This is a genomic window from Actinotalea ferrariae CF5-4 (assembly GCF_000603945.1).
Classification (GTDB): Bacteria; Actinomycetota; Actinomycetes; order Actinomycetales; family Cellulomonadaceae; genus Actinotalea; species Actinotalea ferrariae.
The window spans coordinates 1-2,197 of sequence record NZ_AXCW01000399.1 but is presented as its reverse complement, the minus strand read 5'-3'; the positions used below and the strand labels follow the sequence as shown (position 1 = coordinate 2,197).

At 74.7% G+C, this 2,197-nt stretch carries 4 protein-coding genes; all 4 read right to left on the bottom strand.

What is annotated here, in order from left to right; genetic code table 11:
• The coding region (locus N866_RS18200) for a chromosome segregation SMC family protein (RefSeq protein WP_034229371.1) at positions 1-1,011 on the bottom strand (1,011 nt) is incomplete at its 3' end.
• 71 nt (positions 1,012-1,082) lie between these two features.
• Positions 1,083-1,514 carry a nucleoside-diphosphate kinase gene (gene ndk / locus N866_RS18195; protein WP_034229367.1) on the bottom strand — a complete coding sequence of 144 codons (432 nt, stop codon included), beginning with the start codon at positions 1,512-1,514 and terminating at the stop codon, positions 1,083-1,085.
• Between the two features lie 65 nt (positions 1,515-1,579).
• A complete protein-coding gene (locus tag N866_RS18190; RefSeq protein ID WP_052023245.1) occupies positions 1,580-1,987 on the bottom strand; it encodes a DUF4233 domain-containing protein in 408 nt (135 codons plus the stop codon).
• Between the two features lie 54 nt (positions 1,988-2,041).
• Positions 2,042-2,185 (bottom strand): HPr family phosphocarrier protein, encoded by a 144-nt coding sequence (locus tag N866_RS18185; protein WP_281173282.1) that lies wholly within the window; start codon positions 2,183-2,185, stop codon positions 2,042-2,044.
• Positions 2,186-2,197 lie beyond the last annotated feature (12 nt).

Below are 2,197 nucleotides of genomic sequence, written 5' to 3'. Positions count from 1 at the left end.
CGCCCGGGCCGCCTGGGCGTCCAGGTCGTCCGGGTCCCGGCCCCCCGCGGTCTCCTCCCCCGCCGAGCCGAGCAGCCGCAGGCGCTCGCCGGCCAGGGTGGACACCCCGCGCAGCCGCTCGCGCAGCGAGGACAGGCGGTACCAGACCTCCCCGGCCTCGGACAGCGCGGGGGCGGCGACGGCGGCCTCCGCCTCCAGCTGCGCCAGGCGGTGCCGCGCGGCGGTCAGCTCGGCCTCGACCTCGGCCCGTCGCGCCAGGACGGCCGTCTCGTCGGCGATCTCCTGCTCCAGGGTGGCGCTGAGCTGGGCGAGGTCGTCGGCGAGGAGACGGGCACGGGCGTCGCGCAGGTCCGCCTGCACCGACTGCGCCCGGCGTGCCACCTCGGCCTGCTTGCCGAGCGGTCCCAGCTGCCGGCGGATCTCGCTGGTGAGATCCGTGAGGCGGGTGAGGTTCGCCTGCATCGCCTCGAGCTTGCGGAGCGCCTTCTCCTTGCGCTTGCGGTGCTTGAGGACGCCCGCGGCCTCCTCGATGAAGCCCCGGCGCTCCTCCGGCGTGGCGCGCAGGACGGCGTCGAGCTGCCCCTGACCGACGATGACGTGCATCTCCCGGCCCAGGCCCGAGTCGGACAGGAGGTCCTGGATGTCGAGCAGGCGGCACGGCGAGCCGTTGATCGCGTACTCGGAGCCGCCGCTGCGGAAGAGGGTCCGCGAGATGGTGACCTCGGTGTAGTCGATCGGCAGTGCGCCGTCGCTGTTGTCGATCGTCAGGCTCACCTCGGCGCGGCCCAGCGGCGGGCGACCGGACGTGCCGGCGAAGATGACGTCCTCCATCTTGCCGCCGCGCAGCGACTTGGCACCCTGCTCGCCCATCACCCAGGCCAGGGCGTCGACGACGTTGGACTTGCCGGAGCCGTTCGGGCCGACGACGCACGTGACGCCCGGCTCGAAGTTCAGGGTCGTCGCCGAGGCGAACGACTTGAACCCCCGCAGGGTGAGCGTCTTGAGGTGCACGGCGTGAGCCTAGGAGGTCCGGCGGGGGCGGACGCGCCGCCGCGCGGGCGCCGCTCCCCCAGGAGCCGCCGTCACGAGAGGCCGGGGAACCAGAGCCCGATCTCGCGGCTGGCGGACTCGGGCGAGTCCGAGCCGTGGACGAGGTTCTGCACGACCCGCTCGCCCCAGTCGCGGCCCAGGTCACCGCGCAGCGTGCCGGGAGCGGCCGTCGTCGGGTCCGTCGCGCCGGCCAGGGACCGGAACCCCTCGATGACCCGGTGACCCTCGACCACCGCGGCGACGACGGGCCCGGACGCCATGAAGTCCACCAGCGGCTCGAAGAAGGGCTTGCCCGCGTGCTCCGTGTAGTGGGCACCGAGCAGGTCGCGGTCCGCGGTGCGCATCTCGAGGGCGACGAGGACGTAGCCCTTCGCCTCGACCCGCCGCAGGACCTCCCCGACGAGCCCCCGGCGGACGCCGTCGGGCTTGACGAGGACGAGGGTGCGCTCCGGAGCAGACGTCATGGTCGACACCCTAGTGGCGCCCCACCGCGCGGGCGGGCGGAGCCCCCGGTCCGCGACGGCCGGCGTCAGCCCTCAGCGGCGGCCCGCTCCGCCCGCTCACGGTCGATCCGGGCCCCCAGACGCAGCCCCCAGACCCAGAGCACGACGAAGATCGCCGCGACGCCGAACATGAGCGGCACGACGAAGCCGACGGCCACCATCGGGACCTGCAGGGCCGACCCGGCGACATACCCGGCCGGCCAGCGCAGCATCCCGGCGACCAGCACCATCGCCAGGGACAGCGTGCCGCCGACCACGAACACGGCGACGGGGTCGCCGACACGCAGGCCGAACGCCACCAGCGTCGCGAAGAAGACGACGAACGCCTCGAGGACGAGGATCGTCGCCGCGAACTGCCGCCGTGCCGACCGTGCGCGTTCGGGCCGCGCCGGATCTGCCGACGACGCCGCACCCGCCCTGGTCTCGCTGCTCACCGGCTCAGGGTAACGGCGCGCCGGCCGGGGCCGGCGCGCCGTCACCGTGGCCTCTCAGACCTCGCCGAACCCGGCCTCGACGAGCGCGACCACCCGGTCGACCGCCTCCTGGGCGCCCGGGCCACCGGCCGCCACGGTCAGCTCCTGCCCGCCCGTGGCACCCATCGCCATGAGCTCCAGCACGCTGGCCCCGTTCACGCCGTTGATGGT

What these genes read in the sequence shown, in the direction of transcription:
- ndk (WP_034229367.1), bottom strand. Translation starts at nt 1,514, where the DNA reads ATGACGTCTGCTCCGGAGCGCACCCTCGTCCTCGTCAAGCCCGACGGC.